The organism is bacterium (assembly GCA_030646995.1).
Classification (GTDB): Bacteria; Patescibacteriota; Minisyncoccia; order UBA6257; family WO2-44-18; genus JAUSKF01.
This window is the reverse complement of the sequence record JAUSKF010000006.1, coordinates 99823-123188: the sequence shown is the minus strand read 5'-3', so window position 1 is coordinate 123188 and position 23366 is coordinate 99823. Positions and strand designations below refer to the sequence as shown.

Annotated in this window: 27 protein-coding genes and 1 rRNA gene; 3 read left to right on the top strand and 25 right to left on the bottom strand. The window is 47.7% G+C overall.

The features are described 5' to 3' along the window. Positions 1–277: 277 nt before the first annotated feature. The 7 genes from Q7S83_03970 to Q7S83_03940 all read right to left on the bottom strand — a co-directional run bounded on the left by Q7S83_03970 (position 278) and on the right by Q7S83_03940 (position 8111). The gene (locus tag Q7S83_03970; protein MDO8467266.1) at positions 278–1993 is read right to left on the bottom strand and encodes a GspE/PulE family protein; all 1716 of its coding nucleotides are present in this window, start codon (positions 1991–1993) and stop codon (positions 278–280) included. A gap of 81 nt (positions 1994–2074) precedes the next feature. After that, a complete protein-coding gene (locus Q7S83_03965; protein MDO8467265.1) occupies positions 2075–2620 on the bottom strand; it encodes a hypothetical protein in 546 nt (181 codons plus the stop codon). Next, the gene (locus tag Q7S83_03960) at positions 2598–3392 is read right to left on the bottom strand and encodes a type II secretion system protein (GenBank protein ID MDO8467264.1); all 795 of its coding nucleotides are present in this window, start codon (positions 3390–3392) and stop codon (positions 2598–2600) included. Before Q7S83_03960 ends, Q7S83_03965 begins: the two co-directional genes overlap by 23 nt. A 138-nt stretch (positions 3393–3530) precedes the next feature. After that, positions 3531–4043 carry an NUDIX hydrolase gene (locus Q7S83_03955; protein ID MDO8467263.1) on the bottom strand — a complete coding sequence of 171 codons (513 nt, stop codon included), beginning with the start codon at positions 4041–4043 and terminating at the stop codon, positions 3531–3533. A 608-nt stretch (positions 4044–4651) separates the two neighbouring features. Next, on the bottom strand, positions 4652–5080 hold the full coding sequence (locus tag Q7S83_03950; protein MDO8467262.1) for an LAGLIDADG family homing endonuclease: 429 nt from the start codon (positions 5078–5080) through the stop codon (positions 4652–4654). Positions 5081–5395: 315 nt separating this feature from the next. Further along, positions 5396–6824 (bottom strand): 16S ribosomal RNA (locus tag Q7S83_03945). A 699-nt stretch (positions 6825–7523) separates the two neighbouring features. Continuing rightward, entirely contained in the window at positions 7524–8111 is a 588-nt protein-coding gene (locus tag Q7S83_03940) for a hypothetical protein (protein MDO8467261.1), read from the bottom strand. A gap of 88 nt (positions 8112–8199) precedes the next feature. On the opposite strand from Q7S83_03940, the gene rpmE reads away from it, so the two are divergent. Beyond that, positions 8200–8463, top strand: coding sequence for a 50S ribosomal protein L31 (rpmE, locus tag Q7S83_03935; protein MDO8467260.1), 264 nt, complete (start codon positions 8200–8202; stop codon positions 8461–8463). Positions 8464–8491: 28 nt separating this feature from the next. Here rpmE and Q7S83_03930 read toward each other — a convergent pair whose 3' ends face one another. Together Q7S83_03930 and Q7S83_03925 are read right to left on the bottom strand one after the other, a co-directional pair. Next, positions 8492–9859 (bottom strand): cbb3-type cytochrome c oxidase subunit I, encoded by a 1368-nt coding sequence (locus Q7S83_03930; protein ID MDO8467259.1) that lies wholly within the window; start codon positions 9857–9859, stop codon positions 8492–8494. Beyond that, the gene (locus tag Q7S83_03925; protein MDO8467258.1) at positions 9856–10701 is read right to left on the bottom strand and encodes a cytochrome c; all 846 of its coding nucleotides are present in this window, start codon (positions 10699–10701) and stop codon (positions 9856–9858) included. The genes Q7S83_03930 and Q7S83_03925 overlap by 4 nt, the downstream gene beginning before the upstream one ends. 117 nt (positions 10702–10818) lie before the next feature. On the opposite strand from Q7S83_03925, the gene Q7S83_03920 reads away from it, so the two are divergent. Beyond that, the gene (locus Q7S83_03920; GenBank protein MDO8467257.1) at positions 10819–11553 is read left to right on the top strand and encodes a PCRF domain-containing protein; all 735 of its coding nucleotides are present in this window, start codon (positions 10819–10821) and stop codon (positions 11551–11553) included. 152 nt (positions 11554–11705) lie between these two features. Here Q7S83_03920 and Q7S83_03915 read toward each other — a convergent pair whose 3' ends face one another. From Q7S83_03915 to Q7S83_03865, 11 genes are all read right to left on the bottom strand, one after another. Continuing rightward, positions 11706–11885: a hypothetical protein gene (locus Q7S83_03915; GenBank protein ID MDO8467256.1), complete on the bottom strand. Its 180-nt coding sequence runs from the start codon at positions 11883–11885 to the stop codon at positions 11706–11708. A gap of 95 nt (positions 11886–11980) precedes the next feature. After that, a complete protein-coding gene (locus tag Q7S83_03910; protein MDO8467255.1) occupies positions 11981–13291 on the bottom strand; it encodes a lytic murein transglycosylase in 1311 nt (436 codons plus the stop codon). Positions 13292–13393: 102 nt separating this feature from the next. Continuing rightward, positions 13394–14101, bottom strand: a complete 708-nt coding sequence (locus tag Q7S83_03905) for a 50S ribosomal protein L25 (protein ID MDO8467254.1) — start codon at positions 14099–14101, stop codon at positions 13394–13396. Positions 14102–14140: 39 nt separating this feature from the next. Further along, the gene (locus Q7S83_03900) at positions 14141–15010 is read right to left on the bottom strand and encodes a class II fructose-bisphosphate aldolase (GenBank protein ID MDO8467253.1); all 870 of its coding nucleotides are present in this window, start codon (positions 15008–15010) and stop codon (positions 14141–14143) included. Then, the gene (locus tag Q7S83_03895) at positions 15010–16029 is read right to left on the bottom strand and encodes a carbohydrate kinase family protein (GenBank protein MDO8467252.1); all 1020 of its coding nucleotides are present in this window, start codon (positions 16027–16029) and stop codon (positions 15010–15012) included. Before Q7S83_03895 ends, Q7S83_03900 begins: the two co-directional genes overlap by 1 nt. A gap of 59 nt (positions 16030–16088) precedes the next feature. Continuing rightward, positions 16089–17090 carry a transketolase C-terminal domain-containing protein gene (locus Q7S83_03890; GenBank protein MDO8467251.1) on the bottom strand — a complete coding sequence of 334 codons (1002 nt, stop codon included), beginning with the start codon at positions 17088–17090 and terminating at the stop codon, positions 16089–16091. Positions 17091–17144: 54 nt separating this feature from the next. Continuing rightward, the gene (locus Q7S83_03885) at positions 17145–17390 is read right to left on the bottom strand and encodes a GIY-YIG nuclease family protein (GenBank protein ID MDO8467250.1); all 246 of its coding nucleotides are present in this window, start codon (positions 17388–17390) and stop codon (positions 17145–17147) included. A gap of 1 nt (position 17391) precedes the next feature. Further along, positions 17392–17658 carry a hypothetical protein gene (locus Q7S83_03880; protein MDO8467249.1) on the bottom strand — a complete coding sequence of 89 codons (267 nt, stop codon included), beginning with the start codon at positions 17656–17658 and terminating at the stop codon, positions 17392–17394. Positions 17659–17682: 24 nt separating this feature from the next. After that, the gene (locus tag Q7S83_03875) at positions 17683–18546 is read right to left on the bottom strand and encodes a transketolase (protein MDO8467248.1); all 864 of its coding nucleotides are present in this window, start codon (positions 18544–18546) and stop codon (positions 17683–17685) included. Between the two features lie 31 nt (positions 18547–18577). Next, a complete protein-coding gene (locus Q7S83_03870; protein ID MDO8467247.1) occupies positions 18578–19231 on the bottom strand; it encodes a hypothetical protein in 654 nt (217 codons plus the stop codon). Positions 19232–19321: 90 nt separating this feature from the next. Further along, a complete protein-coding gene (locus tag Q7S83_03865; GenBank protein ID MDO8467246.1) occupies positions 19322–20176 on the bottom strand; it encodes a reverse transcriptase/maturase family protein in 855 nt (284 codons plus the stop codon). A gap of 151 nt (positions 20177–20327) precedes the next feature. Here Q7S83_03865 and Q7S83_03860 point away from each other — a divergent pair, with 151 nt between their 5' ends. After that, a complete protein-coding gene (locus Q7S83_03860) occupies positions 20328–20669 on the top strand; it encodes a four helix bundle protein (GenBank protein ID MDO8467245.1) in 342 nt (113 codons plus the stop codon). 5 nt (positions 20670–20674) lie between these two features. Here the strand turns inward: Q7S83_03860 and Q7S83_03855 are convergent, their stop codons facing one another. The 5 genes from Q7S83_03855 to Q7S83_03835 form a co-directional block, all read right to left on the bottom strand. Then, positions 20675–20854 carry a hypothetical protein gene (locus tag Q7S83_03855; protein ID MDO8467244.1) on the bottom strand — a complete coding sequence of 60 codons (180 nt, stop codon included), beginning with the start codon at positions 20852–20854 and terminating at the stop codon, positions 20675–20677. Between the two features lie 235 nt (positions 20855–21089). Then, the gene (locus Q7S83_03850; protein MDO8467243.1) at positions 21090–21716 is read right to left on the bottom strand and encodes a hypothetical protein; all 627 of its coding nucleotides are present in this window, start codon (positions 21714–21716) and stop codon (positions 21090–21092) included. Positions 21717–21855: 139 nt separating this feature from the next. Beyond that, complete coding sequence (locus Q7S83_03845) at positions 21856–22302, bottom strand: RpiB/LacA/LacB family sugar-phosphate isomerase (protein MDO8467242.1); 447 nt, start codon at positions 22300–22302, stop codon at positions 21856–21858. 113 nt (positions 22303–22415) lie between these two features. Beyond that, positions 22416–22877 carry an NUDIX hydrolase gene (locus tag Q7S83_03840; protein ID MDO8467241.1) on the bottom strand — a complete coding sequence of 154 codons (462 nt, stop codon included), beginning with the start codon at positions 22875–22877 and terminating at the stop codon, positions 22416–22418. 50 nt (positions 22878–22927) lie between these two features. Continuing rightward, positions 22928–23365, bottom strand: a complete 438-nt coding sequence (locus tag Q7S83_03835) for an RpiB/LacA/LacB family sugar-phosphate isomerase (protein ID MDO8467240.1) — start codon at positions 23363–23365, stop codon at positions 22928–22930. Position 23366 lies beyond the last annotated feature (1 nt).

Sequence of the window (23366 nt, the reverse complement as noted above, 5' to 3'; positions counted from 1 at the left end):
GAAAACGGAAAAATCTCATGGAGTTTTTAGCTATAAATAGCCTTAAAGAAATTATATCTTAAATACGAGGGGGGGGTATTGAGGTCTTATCCACAGTAATCCACTTTCCCGCGGGAAAGTGGCAAAGCGAGGCGACTCTCTTTCAAGGAACATGCCGGAGGCGGTTGGGCTTGGCTCGTTCGTTATATAGTCCACGAACGAACAACTGCCGAGGGAGAAGAAAGCCGGCCCGCAGGAGGCCGGTTATTCTGTGTCCGAGAAAAAGAGCCGGACCGTCCTATTCTCTAATAACGCGCAACACCTCCTCAATCGTGGTCATACCCTTGGCAACTTTCCGCAACCCATCTTCAAACATCGTCACATATCCTTTTTTCCGGAGCTCTTTCCTTAATAGGTCCAAAGTGAATTTAGAATCCACGATTTGATTACGCAAAGATTCATCCACGCTGAAAGCTTCAAAAATAGCGATTCGCCCCTTGTAGCCAATGTTCCCACAAGTAGCGCAACCCTTTCCCTTAAACATTGCCCTCGGCGGCTTATACTCCCCTTCAATACCCAATGACTTAAACTGGCCCTGAATAATCTTCACAATTTCTGGAGTGACCGGATAAGACTGAATGCAGTCAGGGCAAATCTGCCGCACCAAACGCTGAGCAAGAATCGCATTTAAAACCGCCGCCGCCAAAAATGGCTCTACTTTCAAATCAAACAAGCGTGGAATAGCGGAAGCGGCATCGTTGGTGTGTAAAGTTGAAAGCACCAAGTGACCGGTTAAGGCCGCCTGCACGGCGATTTCCGCCGTCTCACCGTCGCGCACCTCACCCACCATTATGATATTCGGGTCTTGGCGAAGGAGCGCCCGCAAACCATTCGCAAAAGTAATGCCTGCTGCCTCATTCACCTGCGTCTGGTTAATATATTTCATATCGTACTCAACCGGATCTTCAATGGTAGAAATATTCACTTCTGGTTTGTTTAAAACACTCAACATTGAATAAATCGTGGTACTTTTTCCAGAACCGGTCGGACCGGTAACCAACACAATGCCGTAAGTCTTAGAAGTATTTTCCTGAATAGTTTTAATCGTGTCCGGCAACATTCCAAGCTCCTCAAAAGAAAGCGCGCGGGTAGTGGATGAAAGCAAGCGCATCTCCACTTTTTCTCCGTAAAAAGTCGGTATCACTGAAACGCGGATATCAATCAAATCCCCACCCGCTTGATAGCGGAAGCGTCCGTCTTGCGGCTTGGAATGTTCGTCGAGGCGTAGACCAGCCAGCAATTTCAGCCTCGCTAAAATTGATGAATGAACTTCTTTCGGAATTTTACTAATTTCATGCAAAATGCCGTCAATCCTATAGCGCACCAACACTGCGTCTTCCAAGATTTCTATGTGAATATCGGAAGCTCGCGTGGCGATTGCATAAGAAACCAAGTTATCCACGATAGCCACCACTGGCACTTCTTGCGCCGCATCTTTCTCCACCTTTCCACCTATTTCGGCGCGCAAAGTTGCCTGCACATTTTCCTCAATAATCTTCCGGAAGTCATCCGCCGATTTTCTGCCATAAACAGCAAAACCCTTTTTCAAATCTTCATCGGTGGCCAAATATGGCTTGATGCGCGCGCCTAGTCGGCTTGCGAGAAATTCAATCGTAGCGAGGTCAGTCGGATCACTCATCGCCACATTCAAAGCCCCGTCTTCGTCGCGCTTAAAAATAACTGCTTTTTTCTGGCGAGCGAGGTCTTCGGTTAATAAGCGCAACGCCGCCTCATCAATTGTCTGACTAGAAAGATTCGCCGGCTCCACGCCAAAATATTTAGCCAACAATCCGTTGTAGTATCCTGGCTTAATGAAATTTCTCGAAACCAAAATCTGCGCCACCGATTGCCCCATTCTCTTAGAATCTTTGGCTACCGAATCAAAATCAGCGGCGCTTACTACGCCGTCTTTTACCAATATCTCTTTTAATTTATCGTCGGGGATTTGGACCATGCTAAATAGTTAAAAGTTGTAAAGTTTGTAAGGTTTTAAAGTTAAAAACGGAAGCGTCTCTACTTTATAAACATTATAACTTTATAAACTTATTATCTTTAGTATAAGTATAGCCGATGCGGCAGCGGGGAGCCAAAAATATTCTAGGGAAAACGCACCACGCTTACGCAAAAGATTAATGACTGACCCCAAAAAAGCGATGCCGACTAGCGCAAGGAGCAAAATCGGCCAGGCCGCTCCGGATAACAAAACGGCAACTCCTGCCAAATACGACTCTACTGATTCAAAAAATCTGCCTTTGGAATTTTTGTTAATTAGAAACAATGCCAGCATCGCCATAGTAGCCAATAATAAGTTCGCGACGATGGGCAAAAAGAAATTCACCGATGCATAGGAGATAAAATAATTAGCGCTCTGATGGGGTGGAAGTAAAAATTGAGAAAGCGGATGCGCGAGCCAAATCTTATATTGCTCATGGGTTAAATAGAAAGACAAAAATAAAGCTCCGAAAAGTAAAACCCAAAAAATAATCCTCGTTATTCTGAAAAACGCCAAAGGGCGCATTAACCATTGCGCCCCAAGGAGTAGTGAAACGATTACTAAATTAAAGATTGAGTCCAGGATCATTGCCTACCTCGTAAACTGATGATGCATCGCAAGCGCCACCGGCAATCGGCTTATCTCCTCCATCAGTGCTTTCCACGTCATCTTTTCCTCCACAAGAATAACGTCCGCTTTCCATGTCTGCGTTCATTTCAAAAGTTCCACCGGCAGTGTTGCCGACATAAGAATAGAATTTACCAGCTGAAGCTTGAGGGTCGCGAGGCAAAGCGGAAAGTGGCGCTCCTCCGGGAATCTGACCAAGGTCTATCGGCATCCAGCCAGTACCATCTACCGACAAATCTGCATCATAGACTTCAGCGGAAGCGGTGTGGCGCAGGCCGCAATCAGCAGGCAAAGCAACTCCACCAGCAGGCGCGTAAGCATAACAAGTGCCGGCAGCTCCTAAATTGGCTCCGGAAACAGTGGAAAGGTAGAAGGCCAAAGCGCTTTTCATTGTAGCCATATCAGAAATACGCTGGGAATCACGGGCTTGTTTAAATAATTCAACAGGATTCAATATTAAAATAACGGCCGTTGCTAAAATTGCCAAAATACCAATAACGATTAGTAATTCGATAAGCGTGAAACCTTTTTTAGATGTTTTTATCATATAGCTCATTATCTTATTTCGCCGATTAAAAAGCCACTCCCGATTATCCACAAGGCTCATCGGCATTTCTTTCAGGAACCCGGTACGGCTAGAAAAAATATATTCACTCCGGTTGATTTTTGGGATAAATTGAACGGCTCCCGTTCCTCCCTTCGGGATTTTCCGGCCATTCAATTTTTTAACCAAAAATCTGCCCTGCACTCATTATTTTGGGCTAGCCTCCCCTTGTGGTTCCTTACAAAGAAATGCCGATTCGCTCTGTTAAATACGGGAACAAACAAAAATCCCCGCACTATGCTATAGCATAGTGCGGGGATGGAATTTCTAGAGAACTTTTTCAATCATCGGCCAATACTCAAGGTGATCCGGAATGAGGTCTTTGGGGCATTCGCTAAACCACGCGCCCGTCGTCGGACTTCCCTCAACAATCTCACACAGAGCCAACACGCTAAGATCGTGGAAGCGCGCGCTCTTCGGATGGTTCACGGCTCCAATGATGCCCTTGAATCGCACCCGAACTTTTTCTCCAAGTTCGCGAGTCGCGCAGCGCTGAGCAGTCGTCTGCAAATCCTCGCCGGGTTCAATGTAGGTCCCGGGGGTGTGCCAGCCCTTGAAGTGCTTGTCTTCGCGATAAGTGAGTAGAACCTGACGTCTTTCCACAATCACGAGCTCACAAGCCACCGTCACCATCAAGCTTCGCAGGGGAATGAAGGCCCTCCCCCATCTCCCGGGCCGCAGCTTCGTCAGCAAGGCCAACAGCATGTCTGTCCCGGCGTCGTTCAGGTATTCCCCATCCAGCAGTTCCGGCGAAACCGACCCGACTTTCGTCTGTTCCACGACTACCTCCTTGTGAAAAGTTGCTGGAAAGATAATAACAAAATATCTCCAATTCGTCAAATAAGTCGTGCGCAGGTCAAACTTCTTTCTCTTCCCCGAAACCCGAGCGAGCCTAATCGGCTAGGAGGTTTTTGTATAATATATCTTTAACAAAAACCCGATTAGCGCGAGCGTTAAGTGGAGTTTGCCGCAGGAGCAAACGAAGCGGGTTGAGGAAGAGAAAGGGGTTTGGCCGCCCTAGACAACAAAACCCCGCCGACGTGGCGGGGTTTTGTTAACCAAGAACGTCCAAAATTTTGTAGTTATCCCAAAGTGATCGAGACTTAAAGGCTCCTCGATAAAAACCTGTAATTAATTGCTTAAAAATCGACAACTTATTCTCACTTCTATTAAAGAAGGTTTTGAGAATTTTAGTTTAATTGATCCACGCACAGCTTCCGCTACGCGTGCCTTGTTACGACTTAGCCCCTGTTACCGATCCTACCTTGCTCCGACGAACGTCGGGGTTTGGGTATTACCGGCTTCCTTGACTTGACGGGCGATTATTTTCTTTGAAATAAAGAATTGATGTTCCCACGTAGCGAGCGGATTTCCCGCACTACGCGAGCTCAATGCATTTGCTGCTTAATCCTATAAAGATTACTCAAGCCTTCCGAAGTTAAGTGTTCGCCTTTATTAATCCTCCTCATTAAATCGCAGAAAATCTTGAAATCCTTTCTTTTGGAAGGGAACTTCAATTGATTTTCCTTGAAAAACGGAATAATTATTTCAGTAAGGTCTTTCCTGTTGGCTACTTCGAAGCGATAGCAATGCTGATGATTTGCGCGATTGTCTTTTTGAAAATAGACATTCCCACAATTAAAGAATTTCTTTAACTCATCTAGTACTGGTTTATCTTTCTCGATTAGCTTCAGATAAAACCTTGGCTCTACCTTAACTCTCCTTTTGACCTTAGTTGGCTTGCTTTGATCGCGAATGTAAGCCGTAAAGCTCCCTTCGCCATCTACTAAACCAACTATGTAATCTTTCGTAAGCATTTCATTGAGTGGGTCCTTCCTCCGACGTTATACGTCGGAATACTACGACCCAGCTGACTTCTGATATTGCGTTAATTTCATTATACCCTGACGCTGCGTCAAGGACAATATCAGATCTCCACAGGTAAGTTATAAGACTTTTCCGAACATTCCCATTACAGCTTGCACTTGCCTTCGCCATGCTCACCACCCAACCATGGCTCGGCGGCTGTCCGCCAACTGGCGGATTTAACGGGACTGCTCTTTGCTTTCGGATCCTTCTGCCGCCTCTCTCGCGATTGGCGACTATCCTTCAGCTACGCTCCGATCTCGTTCGGAGGAGTCGATTTGAACGACTTAGCTTCATAACCTGCTGTGCGCGATTCTTGTGAGTACAGGACTCGAGAACGTATTCACCGTGGTATAGCTGACCCACGATTACTAGCGATTCCGGCTTCATGGAGGCGAGTTGCAGCCTCCAATCTGAACTGGGGCCGGTTTTGATGGGATTTGCTCCACCTTGCGGTTTGGCAGCCCATTGTACCGGCCATTGTAACACGAGTGTAGCCCAGGGTATCAGAGGGCCATGCGGATTTGACGTCATCCCTGCCTTCCTCCGTGTTAAACACGGCGGTCTCCTGTGACATATAAAACACAGGATAGGGGTTGCGCTCGTTAACCCACTTAAGGGAACACTTCAAAGCACGAGCTGACGACAACCATGCAGCACCTGTGCACTTGTCCTTGAGAGACGACCAACGTTTCTGCTGGTCTTCAAGTGCATTTCAAACCCTGGTAAGGTTTTTCGTTTACCGTCGAATTGAACCTCATGTTCCACCGCTTGTGCGAGTCCCCGTCTATTCCTTTGAGTTTTAGCCTTGCGGCCGTACTTCCCAGGTGGCAGATTTAACGCGTTAGCTACGCCACTCCGAGGGTCGATACTCGAAATAGCTAATCTGCATCGTTTAGGGCGTGGACTACAAGGGTATCTAATCCTTTTTGCTCCCCACGCTTTCGTGCTTAAGGGTCAGGAAGGCCCCAGCTAAATGCCTTCGCCTTTGGTATTCCACATGATATCAACGGATTTCACCCCTACACCATGTGTTCTATTAGCCTCTAGCCCCCTCTAGTTCTGCCGTTTCCATTGCAGCGACACCGTTGAGCGGTGACATTTAACAACAGACGCACAAAACCCCCTACGCACTCTTTACACCCAATAAATCCGGATAACGCTTGACGCCTTCGTATTACCGCGGCTGCTGGCACGAAGTTTGCAGCGTCTTATTCCTACAGTAATCAATAACTTTTTGCTGTAGAAAAGGAGTTTACAATCCGAAGACCTTCATCCTCCACGCGGCGTCGCTCGATCAGACTTTCGTCCATTGTCGAATATTCTCGACTGCTGCCTCCCGTAGGAGTAGGAACCGTGTCTCAGTTTCCTCGTTGGGGAACAATCTCTCAATCCCCCTACTGGTCATAGCCTTGGTGAGCCATTACCTCACCAACTAGCTGATCAGACCTAAGCCAATCTCAAAGCGTCTTGCGACTTTACTCTTGCGAGACCATCGGGTATTACTCACTCTTTCGAATGGCTATCCCCGACTTTGAGGTATGTACTAAGGTGTTACTAACCCGTTCGCCACTAAATATTTTCATCCGTTGCATTGATATAATCTCAACTTCTTCAAAAAATATTCCGTTCGACTTGCATGCCTTATCCACGCCGCCAGCGTTCATCCTGGACCAGGATCAAATCCTCATTAATAAGTTTCAAACAATAAGTTTTATCTCATTGCTCGAAACAAGAATAAATTGGGACAACTACAAAATTTTTGACTCTTTTGGTAGATTTCCGACCGAGCCGAAATGACTCGTCGAAATATGATTCTTGGTTTGCATCCTAAAAAGGAGATAATCACCGTCGCGTTGTTAGCGAAAATTTTATATTCGCGAGAAATGACGACGCAGCAATAGATTCTATTGCTAGGAGGAATGACAAAGCGATATGAAATTTTAGCAACAACCGAATGGATGCTGATATTTTCTTTTATCTCTTTGTTGCTCCTCCTTGGCGTAGAACAGACCACGCCTTCGTCGTCGCGCCTCGAGCTAGAAAGAAAATATCTAGCATCGCGACCGGGAGCTATCTCCTTTTCAGGATGCCGCTTCTTAAAAAATAGATGCTAGTTTTTTTAAGAAACTATTCACTTATCAAAGTCGCCATGTTTTTCCGGAAGCGCTTGCGGATAATTCCGCGAGCCTACTGAATAAAACACCCGCCCCGGTCGAGGTTCCGATATCAATATATCGAAATTTCGAAATATCAAACGGGGCGGATGCTCTAACCACGTAGAAAAGATTATATACAACGGCCCGATGCGCGTCAACCCCCACGATTTGTTTAGAAATTACATATTAGGAATCGAAAATTAAAAAGCTCCGGTTTGAACCGGAGCTTTTGTTGCTACTTTCCAAGCACCTTCTTCAGCAGGTCGTTAATCTTGCCGGCCGCTCCGCCAAATTTCTCAACCAGCTTGAACAGACCTTCGGCAAAAGCGGACTCGGACTCGTGCCCCTTGATGATCACGTGCTTTTTGTCACCGTAAATCACAACTCCATCATAAAGCACGAAGCGAAGCCGCGCCTCCTTGCCATCTCGAAAGGTATCCTGGGTGGAGAAATAGAATCGGTCTTCTTTCTCTTCCAAATAGAAATATGGGACCTCAATCATGCTGTAGTGCGACAACTCGTCCAGCAACTCACGGATGTTTTTTCGATCTCGCAGGGCTGTATCGAAAGCCTGCTCACCAAAAATCGCCCGCATCGCCTCCGGTCCATCCAGAGTGCTTACGTTGGGCGCCTTTGGATTGAAACCGATTTCGGTCAATTGCGCCAACGTCGTTTTATCTTTCTCCACCAGATCATAAGCGGCGATCATTTTTTCGGCATCGTTATCAAAAAGTCCGGTCATCTTCGTCTCGGTCTTCGTGGTAGTGCAACCGCTGACAAAGAAAACGGAACACAGCATCAGCGGGGGGATCAGGGAACGCATCGCTTGTTTCCTTTTTGAAGTAACTGATTCCAAATGTACTCGGAACTTGTAAAAAAAGCAATGATGGTTTAATATACTTTTCAACGATATGAAAACAGAAATTCACCCACAATATTTCGACAAAGCAAAAGTTAAGTGCGTTTGCGGAAAAGAATTCACCACCGGCTCCACCAAGCCGGAGCTTAACGTTGAAATCTGCTTCAACTGCCATCCTTTCTACACCGGTAAACAAAACTTGATTGATACCGCCGGAAAAGTTGAGAAGTTTAAGGCCCGCCGCGCGAAAGCCGAGGCCGCTCCGAAGATTGTAAAGAAGGCTCGCGTGAAGAAAGTAGGGAAAACGAAGAAATAAAAAATCCCCTCCTTGCGAGGGGATTTTGCTATTTACTTGATATCTCATCGGAGCGCAAAACTCCGATCAATACAATCATCCAACGGACGACCATCCAAATCACCGTCACCGCCAGCACTGACCCGAAGGCAACCATCAGGACCGGGAATACCGAGACGAACCTGCTCCAGTCCGGCGCCGAGGGACCAAGCTGGCGTTCCAATCCGGAAGCAATGCCCCGGATTATGAAAACGGTCAGGAAGCCCGCCAGCGACAGATCAAGGATTGCCACGGCGCGGCGCATCCATCGGCTATTAACCACGCCGTCTACCTGTCCGGCAAATTGACGGATTAGCCACGAAAGCGCGCCCCACAAGATCATTGAGTCAATGCCAATCATCGTACCCATAGCATGAGCCGTTACGACGGTCGTGCCGTGGATCAATGAATTGAGCGGTGGGACGGACATCCCGATTGCCATCACCAACATCGCCGTAGTCCAGAGCGTAACGCTCCGGGCAAATCGGTCCGGCAATGCCAGATCCGGCGGAATTGACTTACGCCTCAAACCCCAGAGGTCGACAGCGGCCTTCGCCAGCAACAGCACTTCCGCCATCGAGATCAGGAAGCTTACCCAATGCACCCACGGAGTCTGTGGCAGATGAAAAGTATGATGCCCGTAGTTTGTGAACGTGTTCACAATACCTACCGAGAACAGCAGGAAGGCCGTCGCTGAACGCGAATAGCGGTCGTCCCCGCGCATCTTTCCTCCGGTCCACATCATTGAACCGTAGGCTAGCAGGTTAAAACTACCGACCATCACGCCATTCGCTTTCCATTGGATAGCGATGTCGCGGATCGGCTGCCGAGAAACCCAGTCAAAGGTATAAGCATGGGCTTCCAAGAAAGTGACCGCGAACAACGGGATCGCCGCTGTCCACATCCAAACGTAAACCGGCTGTCCGCGAAGGGAAAATCGGGTACGTCCGAAGAAATTCCAGGCGAACAACAACCAGCCGACGAAGATTATCACCGAGAATACCGGATGATATCCGGCATATTCTCTTCCGGTAAATCGTCCGGCTAGCAAGGTCACGAGAATTCCCGCTCCGGCTACGACCCAAAGACCGATCATTACCGCGAAGCGTTTCCGCTCCGCCGGATTTAAAGGTCCGCCGGTCGAAATTAGCCAGGCATGAACAACCGCTACGCCTCCCAGGAAGACCCAGGCGAACGCGAACGATTCGTGGATAGGACGAATGTGCTGAAGAGTCAGCCCGATTGAGCGGATTGCCGATTCCAAATCGGTATAAGTCAGCCCAGCCGCAACGCCGCTAAACAGCGCCAACGCGCAGGCGCTGATAGCCATCAGCACAAGCACCGCCACCGGCCTACCATCACGTGGGAAGGTGTTCATTTGTACTCCCACCACTGTAGATCCCGCCAGGAAAATCCTTCACGATCAAGCATTTGGTCATTCTTTTTCACCAACTCGGAACGGTTTTTGGCCACCCACTCCAAGAAGGCGGAGATCTTTGCAATCTCCTTATCCGAGAACTGAAAGGAAGGCATTGCACCGCGACCGTCTTTCAGGACAGGTCCGATATTCTTGACCGAGCGATCAACTGCCGCGGCCGTAAGATCCGGCGAACGATGCACTCCCTGCATAAACGGCACATGACACGATCCGCAAGACGCAGTCGTTACGATCTCACATCCTTGCTTCACCTCGTCAGAAAGATTCCGATCTTCAGCCATCTCCATCAGCGTCTCCCAATGAAACTTGGGATTAATCGGTCGCCTCGCCACGTTTGCTCTCGGCTGCGAACGACCCGTGCGATTCACCGCTCTCAAAAAAGCGAGAACGGACACACAATCCTCGTCCGACAGATTCATCGCCGGCATTTTCTTATAGCCGACGGTTAGAATCTTAGCGAAATCATCATCGCTACGTCCGTCATCAACAACATTGGTCAGGTCCGGCCCCAAAAAACCGCCGAAGCCGTAAATCTGGTGACAAACCTGACAATTATTCTTTCTCCAAACCTCCAATCCGGAACGCTCACGGCTGGTAAGCGGCGTAATGGATTGCGAACCGCCATGGTCGGTATAAGCAATCACCGACAGGCCGATATACACGCAGACGAGAACTCCGAAGAGGAGCGCCCGCCAGTTCCGAGCAAAACAGCCATCTACCCCAAAGCCAACCCTGTTCAGGGAGGCTTTGAACAAGCCGACGATTAAGTCCTTCATCGTCATTTTCCCCTTTTAAAGAACACCACCGAAGCCTGTGGTCGGCGATTAAGCAAAGAGCTTAATGTGCCCACATCGTACCTAATATTTACTTAAAAATCAACCTGTTTTACACTATTGGCTATGAACAAAATCATCTTAGAAGTCCGGGCGGGGGCGGGAGGCGATGAGGCCTCCATCTTTGCCGGAGACTTGGTGCGAATGTATCAAAAATACTCCCTGAAACAGGGCTGGGCTTTTTCCATTTCCGACACTTCCCCTGGCACTCTAGGCGGCTACAAAACTTTCATCGGCAGAGTTGACGGAGTCGGTTGCTATGAAGCTTTCAAAAATGAATCCGGCACTCATCGGGTTCAGCGCGTTCCGAACACTGAGAAGTCCGGCCGCGTGCACACCTCCACCGCCACCGTCGCCATTCTTCCTGTCGTTGAGGCAAAAGAAGTAAATATCCGATCCGAGGATTTAGAGATTACCTTTTCCCGAGCAGGCGGCCCGGGCGGACAAAACGTAAATAAAATTGAAAGCGCCGTCCGCATTTTGCATAAACCCAGCGGCATCGTAATCTCCTGCCGCGTAGAACGCGACCAGAAATCTAACCGCGAAATGGCAATGGAAATGCTCCGCGCCAAGCTTTACGCGATGCAAAAAGAAAAAGAGTTTGGCGACGTAACCTCCGCCCGCCGCGCCCAAGTCGGCACTGCCGACCGCTCGGAAAAAATCCGCACCTACAACTTCCCTGACGACCGCATCACCGACCACCGCTTCGGGATCAAGGTGCATAACGTAGAAGAGGTGCTGAATGGAAATTTTGATGCAATTTTAAGCAAAATTCAAAAAGCGCAACGCCCGCAACAGTAAACAAAAAGCCCCGCATTGCGGGGCTTTTTCTAACTATTTTTCTTTCTAGGCCAATTCTTCTTCGGCCAACGCCCAATCACAGTAATCTCAAAATCGTCTGCGACTTCCGTAATCTCCGCCACCTGAACAGCCTGTTCAGGAGTTAGGCCGTTTCAGGGCTCGCAAATCCTGGTCTTTAAATAAGCGATAGCGTCCTTCTTGGCCTGCTTCTTGTTCTTAGCGGTAAAATCCAAGCTTTCAATCTTGAAATCATACAAACCATTCGACATTGTCGGAAACACGAACCGAAAAATCTTCAACCCGCTCAATCTCCTGACGTCCGACTTACTCATGACTGCCTCCATTTCTACAAAGAACCGAAAAAACTATATCACTACGAATTCAGGATGTCGATATCGCGCCCACGCCGACGGCGGGGCAAAGCGACTTAGGAATTTAAGATATCGATATCGCTTTGGAACTGCTGGGCTTTAGTAACTACCCTATCTCCATATCCCCAAAGATGACTCCTCCATCTACCTCCCGCATAATATTTAGCCGCCGCGCAACGCTCTTGGTCCAACTGTTTGGAATAGATCGCCCTGCAACCAGTCAGAGAGTCCTTCATATACAAAGCGGTGCCCACGAATGCGTCGCCGTTATTCCACGGAGAGGCCGGATTGTGACCGGTGACTTCCGCAATGCGGTCTTTATATATATTCCAAGTGGACGGAATGAATTGAGATGGCCCCATCGCTCCACCATACGCGCCGTCACTATTCGCGCAAGAAACCGTAATCGTATCAGGGTTGATACTCAATGAGGCAGTTAGTGCCAAGAAAAGTGGCGTATCCCGCGTGGGGTGCATAGCGGTTTTATATCCGCACTTTCCCACGTTCTGACCAAGCGCCGACTCTCTATCCAAAATCGCCAGAATAAAAGCTGCGCGCACTCCAGTCGCCTGCTCGGCAAACTTCGCAAATTGATACGCTTCATCAAAACTCATTTCTCCACCACCCAAAAATTCAAAGATGCGGCTGCGAATCTGGGCGGCAGTTTTCCGAGTTTCTTTTAAAATCTCCTGATATTTGGATTCTTGGCCTTTCGTCTCTTTCAAAAGAGCATCCTTGTCTTTCTTAGTTTTGGCGATGGAAGCTTTTTGAGAATCCTGATAAGCCTTTAAGGCGGCCGCGTCGCTACGCTTATTCGCCAAAGCTTCTTTTTTATCCAAAAGATCTTCGCGTAACTTTGCGACCTTTCCGACAGTTATAGAAAGAGTGTCTTTAACCACAAGAATACTATTTAAATTTCCAAAAAAATCGGAAAGTCTTGGATTTCTCAAAACTACCTCCATCAAACCCAGATTTTCTTCTTCATTCAACCGCCTAATCAGATTAGCGAGCGCGCCCTTGTTAGTTTCCAGTTTATCCTCCGCCTCTGTTATCTGACCCTTGTTAACCGTTATATCCTTGTCCAGCTTGGACAGATTCAACGTAATCGCCTTGATCTGCAGATTCAACTTGGCAATCTTAGAGTTCAAGGAACTCACCTCGCCCTGCAAAGTCTTTCCTTGTTTTTTATACACATTCACAGTCGCCTCATGCTGGGCAATCTGGTTTTCCAATTCAATCAATTGACGCTCTAAAGCTTCCCGCTCGGAGGCGGATTGAGCAAAGGCCACCGGGATAGTATTAAGTATCGAGTATCCGGTATTAAGTATAAAAGTAGGGATAAATAGGAGAACAGCTATAAATCGCATATTCATAGTATATAACGAAAAACCCCGCAATTTCTTGCGGAGTCGTTCTGTTTCCATTCGCATTATTACCTCCCCAATTCGCATTATTCGCGATTACTCCAACTATTTCTTTTCAGCAGTCGGAGCGCCACCAGCAGGAGCTTTACCCGCCGTGGCGGGTTCAGCGGCAGCCTTTTCAGCATCACGAGCCTCTTTCTTTTCTTCGGTCTCAACTTTCACATCTTCCGGTTTAACTTCAGCGGCCAGAGCAGCTTCCTGCTCTTCGGTCATCTTAGCGGTGACGGTGGCAACCACAGATTCACCATCAGCTACAACCTCAACACCTTTCGGTAGTACTAAATCTTTTACGTGGACACTCTGGCCGATGTCGGCAATCTTAGAAATATCCACGGAAACCGAACGAGGGATGTCGGTCGGCAAAGACTCGACTTCAATTTCTTGCATCGCCTTCACCAACAAACCATTCTTGCTCTTAACGGCATCGGATTCACCAACAAATTCCACCGGCACGCGAACTTTGATTTTTTCGTCCAAACGTACCTGATAAAGATCAACGTTGGTGATTTCATCGCTTACCGGATCAAGAGCTAACTCGTGAATCATCACGGGGCGCTTCTCGCCATCTATCATAACGTCAACCATAGTGTTCTCACCGGATTGCTTTAAAACTTTTCGCAATTCTTTCGCCGGAATAGACAAATGCACGTTGGCAATTCCACGGCCATAAAGCTCGGCCGGCACTAAACCAGCCTTACGCATAGCCTTGGTCGCTTTTCCAAATTTCTCCCTTTTTTGCACCACTAATTCCATTGGGATATATATTATCCCAATCTCAAACAATTTACAAGTCTATTTAATATGATTGAAAAGCTTCAGCCGCTGGGTTAAAACCTTCTTCATTTCTTCAATGGAGCCCTCCATAAGCTTATAAGGCGCTACTTCATCTGGTTTATCTTTCAAGGTCGCCTCCATTCCCTTGCGCCAAGCCAATCTTAACTCTGTGCTGATGTGAATAATCCGCACACCAACCGCAATTGCCGCCAGAAAATCTGCATCAGTATTGCCCGAGCCTCCATGCAAAACCAGCGGGATGCCGGTTGCGTCTTTAATTTCTCGGATTCGATCAATATTCAAAGCCGGCTCGGGAGCGTTAGCAAACATTCCATGAATATTCCCGACTGCCGGCGCCAACAGATCTACTCCTGTTTCTTTTACAAACCGCACTGCGTCTTCCGGGTGCGTAAGGTCTTCGGGTTTAATAGCGGCGCCTTTCGGCAATTCTTTCCGGATAGTCGAGCCACTGCCGATATTTCCCAATTCTCCTTCCACTAAAATTCCTTTATTAAATTCGCGCACATATTTAACTACCGCTTTTGTGATCTCAATATTTTTCTCCAATGGAAGCGCGCCGCCATCAAACAAGACTGCGTCGTAGCCGGCATTCACCGCTTCTTTAATTTTTTCTAAAGACTTCGTATGGTCTGCGTTTAAATAAATTTCCTGACCGTGCTTTTCCCGCAGATCCCGCACCAAGGCTACCGCGTCGTGGATATCCAAAAATTCCCGTTCTCCTTCCGAAGTGCCCACGATCACCGGAAGTTTCAACTCTTTTGCCACTTCCGCGATCGCTTTCAGCGCGCCAATCTCGGAAATATTAAAATGCCCCACCGCCACTCCTCGGCGTTCCGCGTCTCTTAAAACTTCTCGTAGAGTTCGCATTAGATGAGCTTCGGTCGATAGTTCTTTGGCGCTTCCCTCAAAGCTTTCAAAAGTTGAGCTTTCTTGAAAAGTCCGGCCTGCGCTCCGAAATGCTGAACCACATTCATAGATTCTATCGGAGCCCAGCGTAAAGCGTCATAAACGGTCAGGCCATACATTATCGCGCAGAGAAATCCGGTTGAGAACGCATCGCCCGCTCCGGTTCGGGAAATTGGTGGCTTGGGATCGGGATAGATGGGCATATAATAGCGATTGATGCCGTCGGAGGCATAGGCGCCTTTCGGTCCGTCCGTGATCACCACAATTTTCGGACCGAGCTTGTGCAGCCCCTCAAAAAGCGGCCCAACATCCAGCTTTTTCTTGCCAAGAACGAAAGCGGCTTCTTCACGATTCACAAACAACACATGAGTGCGGTGATAGATATCCTTCATCCTGTTGATGCCATAGCGGAGCTGGAAGGTACCGGGATTGAATCCGAGTTTTATTTCCGGATGTCTCTTTAAATATTGAGCAATCTTGTCGTGAAAAGGGAGCGTGTTCTCTGCCATTGAGGAAAAATAGATCCACTTGGTCTTTTTATCTACCACTCTCGGGTCAAAATATTCATAGTCATTGTGCTTTATCAAAATCGTCCGCTCGGGTCCGTAATTAAGAACGAAGTGATAATTGGTCGGCTTAGTTTTGTTGATCTTCACGAATTCCGTGCTCACCCCCTCCTTGCGGTACACATCAAGGATATCGGTGCCGTAACGATCCCCGCCCACCGCCGTGATGATGGCGGTTTTAAATCCCATTCGGGCCGCTCCGACGGCAACGTTGGAAGAATTCCCGACAGCGGGGATGACCTCCAAAGATTCATAGGGGATCTTGGTGGCAAAGGGCATGCAAAGCTGGCAGTTCTCTTTATTAACATCGCAATGAACTGATGCCTCCTGGAGCCGGATAAAAGCATCAATGGTGCAGTCGCCGATACAGACAAGATCATAGCTTGGTCTATCGTGATTCAATTTTAATTTCATAGAGTAATTTTATCATATCAACGCGGAGAAATAAAAAAGCCCCGCCTAGCGGAACTTTTTTATTTTCTCCTGATAGCTTTCTTGGCCGCCTTCTTTATATCCTTCACTCCCATTCCGTATTTCTCCACCAGCGCCCACGGGTCGCCGGATTCGCCGAATGTATTCTGCATACCGATAAATTCCATCGGCACAGGAGCGGCTTTCGCCAGCACTTCCGCCACCGCCCCACCCAGTCCTCCCTGAACCTGATGCTCCTCCACCGAAACCACCGCTCCGGCCTTCTTGGCCCATTCGGCAATCTTTTTATCGTCTATCGGTTCAATGGTGTGCACGTTCAGCACTACCGAGCCAACTCCCTCGGCCTCTAACTCTTTTGCTGCCATTAACGCATTTCTCATTAAAACTCCGCAGGCCACAATCAAAACTTCCGGCTTTTTTCCGCCAGCTGGCGGATGCCAGAACACCTCCGCTTTCCCAGGCACAAAAGGCGTTCCTTCTGTGGTGACGGTCGGAGATTTCTCGCGAGCGAACCGAATGTAAGTCGGGCCCCAAATTTTTGCCGCCGCAACCGTGGCTTTTTTCGCCTCAATTGAATCGCAGGGCACAAAAACCCGCATGTTCGGCAACGATCTCATTATCGCGATGTCTTCCGTCGCTTGATGAGTCGCACCATCCGGACCGGTCATCAAACCAGCGTGGTGACCGGCAATCTTCACGTTAGAATCGTTGTAGCAAATAGTGGTCCGAATCTGCTCCCAGTTTCTTCCGGGAGAAAAAGTCGCGTAAGAAGAAATAAAAGGAATCTTTCCCGAGACCCCCAACCCGGCGGCCACCGCCGCCAGATTCTGCTCCGCTACTCCAATCTGCACAAACCGCTCCGGCCATTTCTCCGCGAATTTCTGCGAACGAGTAGACTCTGTGAGGTCGGCACACAAAACCACCACATTCGGGTCTTTCTCTCCGGCAATAATCAAACCGTCACCATATCCTTCGCGGATGGCTTTCATCTCGACGTCTTGCTCGAGAACTTTAGGATTGAGTTTTGCCTCGGAGTTCAACATATGTTTATTGTTTAGTCCCGATTCCGATTTTATCGGAATCGAGGATTCACGATTCTAAAAATTATTAAATAGCCTTTCTATGGCCGCGCGCTTTTTCCAAGACTTGATTTGTAATTCCCTTTTGCGCGCGTCGGAAAGAGTCGGCAGCTCTTCCTGATATGCCAGCGTCCACGGCACAAAGCCTTTTGTAGATTTAACAGTCCCCAGATTATGCTGTTCTAATCTGCGAGAAAGGTCAGCTGTGCTGCCGACATAATATCTATTGTTGATTGTAGACTTAAGAATGTAGACGCGAAACATTTTAATTTTTAGAATCGGAACATTTATTATCGCAATCTTTCGCCCAAACTATCTTCACGCATAATGACAACAATCCCAAGATTAAAGCGCTCCAATACCAATGAGGAGCGATTAATCCAAAGACTGTGCCCCGAAAAGTCGAAACCCAAGCCAAAATCAACATCAAGCCGGAAAGCAAAGAAAGACCTCTGGCTTTCCATTGAGCAACGGTGTGTATTTTGTGCTGCCACGTACTTGAACTGCTAACCGGCATTTGTATATTATCCATAATTTTATTTTTTAATTTTTATTTTTATTCATGTTCCGACCTTATTTTTCCACCGAGAGTTCTTAGTTCCGCTAGCGCCTTCGCCGCCTCTTCTTTGTTCGGCGGCTTCCCGTGCCACAGATAATCATTCTCCATAAAACTCACGCCTTTGCCGGGAATCGTATGGGCAATGATTACCGTTGGCTTCTCATAAATTGCCTTCGCCTCACTGACTGCATCCACAAACTGCTCGATATTGTGGCCATCCACTTCCAGAACCTGCCAGTTAAAAGCTTCGTATTTATCTCTCAATGGTTCCAATGGCATTATATTTTCCGTAGTGCCGTCAATTTGAATGTTATTTCTATCCACAATCATCGTCAGATTACTCAACCTATTCTTGCCGGCAAATAATATTGCCTCCCAAGTGTTGCCGGTATCATGCTCGCCATCAGATGTTACGCAATAAACACGATGGCGCTTCTTATCCATACGCGCCGCTAAAGCCATACCAACAGCCTGCGACAATCCGGAGCCTAACGGACCCGAAGTTGTCTCCACGCCCGGCAACGCGCTTCGGTGCGGATGACCCTGCAATCGGGAATTTATTTTCCGCAAAGTTTTTAATTCTTCTAAAGGGAAAAATCCCGCGTGCGCCATAGTCACGTATCGGATTGGGCAAATATGCCCGTTAGATAAAACTAATCGATCCCGCTCGGGCCATTCCGGCTTCTTTGGATCATAATTCATCACATGGAAATAAAGAGCGGTAAAAATATCTGCCATACCCAAAGGTCCCGCGGAATGGCCGGAGCCGGCCACTAATAGTGTCTCAATTAAATCCTCGCGGATCTGATTCGCTTTTTCTTCGAGAAATTTAAGTTTTTTTTCGTGTAAGGGTTCAATCATAAGATAACGACTAACGACTAACGACTAACGACTAACGACTAACGACTAACGAATTATAGGCTTCTTTGGGGTCGGGGCTATTCTGGATATAAGAAGTAGAAACCAGCACGCTCCCTCCCGCTTCAAAGCATTTACGGGCGGTTTCAGGATTAATTCCGCCGTCTATTTCTATTATAGCATTCGGAATTTTTTCTCTTATCCATGCGATTTTCTTTAAAGCCTCCTCCCCAAACTTCTGCCCCGCCCAACCGGGAGCCACCGCCAGTACCTGAAAAGAGCGGAAGTCATCTTTGTGGGCAAACAACCCCTCCACTTCAGTCTCCGGCTTGATTGAAAGCATTGGCTCAACGCCATATTCTTTGCATTTTGCCGCCACAAATACCGGATCGGTCATCGCCTCAAGGTGAACGATGACGCGCTTCACTAAACCGGTCTTCAGCCAGCCATCCAGAACTTTTTCCACTTCTTCCACCATCAAGTGCAGTTCAAACTTAGTACTTAGCGACTTACGACTAGCGACTAGGGAAGACAGCTCCGCGGGGGAGCCCCAATTCACTGCCGGAGAAAACTTCCCATCAGTGATATCCAAATGCACCCAGCCTTCTGGATTAAGATCTTTAACTTTTTCATATTGCTCTTTGACGGACTCAGCATCCGCGCCCTCAATACCGGGAATTACTACCATTTGATAATTCTAGCAAATATATCCATCTGCCCTGCTTACAAGTATCGTACGGTCGTATGATACTTGTAAGCAGGATAAGGAATGCCTTTTTTAAAACTTTACGACCTGTCCGCTAATTAGAGCCGTATTCCCATGCCTCAACATCCCCAAATATGACCGCCTGGAATGCTCGTTGTTATTTTCTTTTAACCTCCGAAACATTTTCCGCTTAGTAACCGATCGCAGAACTCGATGATCCGGAAAGTGCACCCAGCCGAGAAAATCCATCCCCATAGCAAAGGTTTTCAGGAAAAGCTTGTCCGGGTGTAAAACGAGGCCAATATTTTCTTTGAGAAAGCCCTGGATTCTGGGAATTAGGTATTCAAGTTGCTGTTTATCCCCTGACAAAATTACAAAATCATCCGCATATCTAACGTAATGCTTAACTTTAAGTTTGTGTTTCACGAACTGGTCAAATTCATTTAAATAGATATTGGCGAAAAGTTGGGAGGTGAGATTGCCTAAAGGCAAGCCGAATCCCGATCTAGTTGAGAAACTATTTATGACATTTTCCAAAAGCCAAATAATTTTCTGGTTGGGGATATATTTTTTCAGTATTTTCAGGAAAATTTCGTGATTGATACTATCAAAGAACTTTTTGATATCGCATTTTAACACCCAGCAGGTTTTGGTATGGTTTTGGCTGACTTGATAAGCCATCGCCCGAAAACGATTAAGCGCGCGGTGTGTGCCTTTTTTGACACGGCAGGAAAAGGAGTCGGCAAAGAAGGTCTTATCAAAAAACGGATATAGTAATCTATGAATGGCGCGATGAGCTAGGCGATCCCTGACTTCGGCCTTGTGAATTATGCGGGGTTTCGGATCGGCGATCCGGAATTGATAATAGCCACCGTGCCGGTATTGCTGACTTGCTAACTCCTCGTGAAGCGATAGAATATTATCCATCAAGTTAAACTCGAATTCCTGGACGTCTTTCTTTCCCCTCTTCCCTTTCAAGAACTCCCGCCAAGTAACCAAAAGATTTTCAACAGAAATAATATCCTCAAAACTATGACGGAATTGGGTTCTACCTATAACGCCCCCCCCCCGGCGGAATTTGGATCATATTGATGTTTTACAAAAATCCATTGACGCCTACAAAATTTGGAGCGGATATTTTCCGCACCTCACCAAACTCCATCGCTATAGCTTGGGCGTCAAAATAGATGAGAAGTTCCTGGATTTCGTTGATGCTGTTTATTTCAGTATTTACTCTTCAAAAGAAAGCCGGAGTAATTCAATCAGAATAGTCAGCCAAAAATTGGACTTGCTCAAGCTGTCTCTGCGGATCGCCTGGGAAATAAAAGCCTTGGATAATAAAAAATACTCTGTCATTTCTATCCCCCTTGCCGAAATCGGCAAAATTATCGGGGGATGGAAACAACAGCTAAAAAAATAAATATTCTAGCGGACGGCCAGGAAACGATAGTTGTCATTCCAGTCGTTCTCGAACCAATTCAGATTGAGGTTCCGCTTGTCGGCATTGCTCCAGAGATAGGCAACGTTCCGGTTGCCATTCCAGTGCTGCCAGACCGAGCCGTTTCGTGCCCCGCGCCGCCTGAGCCACCATCCTTTGAATCCCACACATAACTTGTTATGTGTGGGATGAATACTCTCGGGATTGTATCGCATTTGGAATCTGTAATTCCCTAGCGCAGGGCACCGAGTCTATTTATTTTCTTACAGACCGCCCGCAACCGTAGCCACGGGCTGTTTCGTCTTTCTGAATTATAAAATATTTTCTTGTTTATAAAAATAGCCCCGCAAGAGATTTCTCTTGCGGAGCATAGGTCCAAGGGTCTTTGACCGCCTCCGGCGGTTAAGACTCGCGGACGGCCAGGAAACGATAGCCGTCAACCCAGCCGCCCTCGAACCAACCCAGAAAGAGGTACCGCCCGACGGCAGAGCTCCAGAGATAGGCAACGCCCCGGCAGCCACCCCAGCGCCGCCAGACCGAGCCGAGAGCCACGATCGGGAATTCTCTCTGCTTTTCAGGATAGGTCATCCCGAAAACGAGGAGCTCCCAGATAGTGGCGGGGCGGTAGCCAAGCCTTTTGAGCTCGGCGATGGCATCGTCAGAGCTGATACTCCGGTTGAAATGTATCAGCTCCAAGGCCACCTCCGCCTTCTTGGAGATGCCCCGTGGGATCGACGGGCGCGGGAAGTGCCTCTCAGTGATGTCCGAGTTTGTCCAGTCGGACTTTACCTGCTTGATCATGTCGGCGAGCGACAGCGAGTAGTCCACAATCACCTTGAAGATGTTCGCGGCCTTCTCCTGAACGCCGACGATCAGCTGGGCGAGCTTCTGACGCAGACCCTTGTCGGTCTCTATCCGACGCAGGTCAGCATCACCGCCGCCCATACCCAGCACCTCGTCCGTCAGGGCCTTGAAAACCTGGAACGCGGTGCCGAATGACCCGAGAAACTCACTTCTCTTTTGGGACATACGACCCTCCTTTTTCTGTGGCTTGCTCCTTATCGCGGCGATGTGCCAAGACCTAGAGCTTGCCTTGACTGGAACTGTCGAAAGTATAGCATAGTAGGACCTAAAAAGTCAAGCCCTCATAAAAAAGCTTGAAATAGAGCTAAAATTTTTCGATCCTTCGCTGATGGCGTTCTTCTTTGCCGAATTCGGTTTCCAGCCACATTTTAATGACGCGCAAAGCTTCTTTCTCATCTATAAAACGGGCGCCGATGGATAAAATGTTGGAATTATTGTGGATACGGGAAAGCAAAATAATATCCTCCGGACCGCCATAAAACACCGCCGCCCGGATGCCTTTTTGACGATTGGCCGCCATCGCTTCGCCTTGGCCGGATCCGCCGAATACTATCCCGCGGGATTCTTTATCTTTCGCCACCGCCTTTGCCACTGGGATCACGAAATCCGGATAATCATCATCGTTGTCATATTCAAAAGGACCGCAGTCCTCTACTTCATGGCCCCATTCAATCAAAACTACTTTAACTTTTTCGTATTGCGCCTTAACTGATTCAGCATCGGCGCCTTCTACTCCGGGGATTACCATCATTGAATAATTTTACCCCCACACCACAACAAGGAGCAAGAAAGCGGAAAGTATAACTCCTTGTTTGGTGTGGGGGTTTACCATAATAAAAAATCCGGCTTTCGCCGGACGGAATATTACGCTACCTTCTTCAAAATTCCAACCTCTTCTAAAATCAACCGCCACACTGGCTCAAGATTCATCTTCGCAATTTCTTCGGGGGAAAACCAATTCATATCGCTATGTTTGGTCGGCTCTTTCAATTTGAAATAATCGTCGTTCACCTCCAATGAATAAACGTGCCACACGTGCGAGTTGGCTCCCCGACCGCAGGCATTATTGCTAATCTCAGAATGAAGTACCAATCCCAGATTACGGGCCTTAGCCAAATCAATATCGGTCTCTTCGAAAAGCTCGCGCTTGGCGCAATCCAAAGGAAATTCTTCGGAATCACGATGACCGGCGGGACACGCCCAACCAAGGACTCCCTTCAAACGGTCGAGCATCAAAATCTTGCCACGATGACGGACGATTACGCCCGAACAAGGGCAAGCCCTCGAACCCTGCGGATTTTTCATGACCGGCAGACCCTCAGTCATCCCGCCTCCTTTTTTCTTCTTATGAACCGAAAGGTACTATAACAGAAAATCTAAAACTTATCAATCCTACGTTTATGCCTCTCTTCTGCCGGGAAGGGCGCCTCCAGCCACATCTTAATCACACGCAAAGCTTCTTTTTCTTCAAGAAAGCGAGCACCAATCGAAAGAACGTTGGCGTTGTTATGCTCTCGAGAAAGCTCAACAATATCTTGCGGCCCACCGTAAAAAACCGTCGCCCGGACTTTTTTATAACGGTTAGCCATCATCGCCTCTCCCTGACCGGAGCCGCCAAATAAAATACCGCGGCTATTATCAGGATCTTTCGCCACCGCTTCCGCAACCAGCTTCACAAAATCCGGATAATCATCGTCATTGTTATATTCAAAAGGGCCGCAGTCTTTTACTTCGTGACCCCATTCAATCAAAACTGCTTTAACTTTTTCTTTTAATTGTAGGCCTGCGTGGTCGCCCCCGAGATAAATTTTCATA

What these genes read in the sequence shown, in the direction of transcription:
- Q7S83_03880 (MDO8467249.1), bottom strand. Translation starts at nt 17,658, where the DNA reads ATGGATAATATACAAATGCCGGTTAGCAGTTCAAGTACGTGGCAGCAC.
- Q7S83_03915 (MDO8467256.1), bottom strand. Translation starts at nt 11,885, where the DNA reads ATGAGTAAGTCGGACGTCAGGAGATTGAGCGGGTTGAAGATTTTTCGG.
- Q7S83_03850 (MDO8467243.1), bottom strand. Translation starts at nt 21,716, where the DNA reads ATGTCCCAAAAGAGAAGTGAGTTTCTCGGGTCATTCGGCACCGCGTTC.
- Q7S83_03925 (MDO8467258.1), bottom strand. Translation starts at nt 10,701, where the DNA reads ATGACGATGAAGGACTTAATCGTCGGCTTGTTCAAAGCCTCCCTGAAC.
- Q7S83_03930 (MDO8467259.1), bottom strand. Translation starts at nt 9,859, where the DNA reads ATGAACACCTTCCCACGTGATGGTAGGCCGGTGGCGGTGCTTGTGCTG.
- Q7S83_03900 (MDO8467253.1), bottom strand. Translation starts at nt 15,010, where the DNA reads ATGCGAACTCTACGAGAAGTTTTAAGAGACGCGGAACGCCGAGGAGTG.
- Q7S83_03840 (MDO8467241.1), bottom strand. Translation starts at nt 22,877, where the DNA reads ATGACTGAGGGTCTGCCGGTCATGAAAAATCCGCAGGGTTCGAGGGCT.
- Q7S83_03865 (MDO8467246.1), bottom strand. Translation starts at nt 20,176, where the DNA reads ATGGATAATATTCTATCGCTTCACGAGGAGTTAGCAAGTCAGCAATAC.
- Q7S83_03950 (MDO8467262.1), bottom strand. Translation starts at nt 5,080, where the DNA reads ATGCTTACGAAAGATTACATAGTTGGTTTAGTAGATGGCGAAGGGAGC.
- Q7S83_03970 (MDO8467266.1), bottom strand. Translation starts at nt 1,993, where the DNA reads ATGGTCCAAATCCCCGACGATAAATTAAAAGAGATATTGGTAAAAGAC.
- Q7S83_03875 (MDO8467248.1), bottom strand. Translation starts at nt 18,546, where the DNA reads ATGATTGAACCCTTACACGAAAAAAAACTTAAATTTCTCGAAGAAAAA.
- Q7S83_03965 (MDO8467265.1), bottom strand. Translation starts at nt 2,620, where the DNA reads ATGATCCTGGACTCAATCTTTAATTTAGTAATCGTTTCACTACTCCTT.
- Q7S83_03920 (MDO8467257.1), top strand. Translation starts at nt 10,819, where the DNA reads ATGAACAAAATCATCTTAGAAGTCCGGGCGGGGGCGGGAGGCGATGAG.
- Q7S83_03885 (MDO8467250.1), bottom strand. Translation starts at nt 17,390, where the DNA reads ATGTTTCGCGTCTACATTCTTAAGTCTACAATCAACAATAGATATTAT.
- Q7S83_03910 (MDO8467255.1), bottom strand. Translation starts at nt 13,291, where the DNA reads ATGCGATTTATAGCTGTTCTCCTATTTATCCCTACTTTTATACTTAAT.
- Q7S83_03870 (MDO8467247.1), bottom strand. Translation starts at nt 19,231, where the DNA reads ATGGTAGTAATTCCCGGTATTGAGGGCGCGGATGCTGAGTCCGTCAAA.
- Q7S83_03845 (MDO8467242.1), bottom strand. Translation starts at nt 22,302, where the DNA reads ATGATGGTAATCCCCGGAGTAGAAGGCGCCGATGCTGAATCAGTTAAG.
- Q7S83_03835 (MDO8467240.1), bottom strand. Translation starts at nt 23,365, where the DNA reads ATGAAAATTTATCTCGGGGGCGACCACGCAGGCCTACAATTAAAAGAA.
- rpmE (MDO8467260.1), top strand. Translation starts at nt 8,200, where the DNA reads ATGAAAACAGAAATTCACCCACAATATTTCGACAAAGCAAAAGTTAAG.
- Q7S83_03890 (MDO8467251.1), bottom strand. Translation starts at nt 17,090, where the DNA reads ATGTTGAACTCCGAGGCAAAACTCAATCCTAAAGTTCTCGAGCAAGAC.
- Q7S83_03895 (MDO8467252.1), bottom strand. Translation starts at nt 16,029, where the DNA reads ATGAAATTAAAATTGAATCACGATAGACCAAGCTATGATCTTGTCTGT.
- Q7S83_03905 (MDO8467254.1), bottom strand. Translation starts at nt 14,101, where the DNA reads ATGGAATTAGTGGTGCAAAAAAGGGAGAAATTTGGAAAAGCGACCAAG.
- Q7S83_03940 (MDO8467261.1), bottom strand. Translation starts at nt 8,111, where the DNA reads ATGCGTTCCCTGATCCCCCCGCTGATGCTGTGTTCCGTTTTCTTTGTC.